Here is a 793-nt window from a genome sequence, read left to right on the forward strand (position 1 = left end):
GATCGACCTGGCCGACGGCTCGGTCGAGACGCTCGCCCTCCCCCCGGCCGACGTGAGCGCGACCGCGTCGCCCGTGCAGATCCTGCTCCTCGACTCCGGGAGCTACGTCGAGCTCGAGGCCGAGTACGCGCCGGAGACGGGGGCGACCCAGTACTCCGTCGTCCGCGTCGACGCGTCCGGCACCTCGGAGGTGTTCCGCACCTCGCCGACGGGGCGCATCCGCGGCGTCTGCCTCTCGCCGAACGGGCAGTACCTCGCCGTCGAGACCGTCTCGGTCGAGGGTCGGCCGGACGACTACCCGGGCGAGCCGGGCTTCAGCGCGACCTCGACCGTGCTCGTCGACCTCGGCACCGGCGACACCGCGCGCAGCGTCAACGGTCGCTCGCGCGACTGGTGCGCGTAGGGGGCCGGCCTGACGACCGGCTCGTCGACCTGACTGATTGCTGGCGGCCCGGAAGTACCGGATCGTTCAGCAGATCATCGAGAACGACCAGCGCGCCGAGCTGAGCGTCGCGGACCGTACCGCCGCGTGGGCGCAGCTCGCGTTCGAGGGCGTGTCCGCCGCAGCGATCGCCAAGCGCACCGGCACCAAGACCGACGCGGTGAAGAAGGGGCTCGCGGTCGCGGAGTCCGCGACCGTCACGTCCGTTCTGCACGAGCACGAGCTGACCCTGGACCAGGCGGCGGTGCTGTTGGAGTTCGAGGACGACGCCGACGCCCGCGCGACCCTGATCGAGGTCGCCACCCACGACCCGGCCCAGTTCGAGCACACCGCGCAGACCCTCCGCGACGA

At 72.3% G+C, this 793-nt stretch carries 1 protein-coding gene and 1 pseudogene; both read left to right on the forward strand.

Features of this window, described 5'->3' with window-relative positions; genetic code table 11:
* Window positions 1-403 (forward strand): hypothetical protein (locus C5C82_RS17760; protein ID WP_181134146.1); only part of this gene is annotated, 403 nt, incomplete at its 5' end.
* Between the two features lie 37 nt (window positions 404-440).
* Window positions 441-793, forward strand: a pseudogene (locus C5C82_RS17155) (chromosome partitioning protein); the annotation flags it as partial.

This window comes from Rathayibacter sp. AY1D5 (genome assembly GCF_002932515.1).
In the GTDB taxonomy this organism is placed as follows: Bacteria; Actinomycetota; Actinomycetes; order Actinomycetales; family Microbacteriaceae; genus Rathayibacter.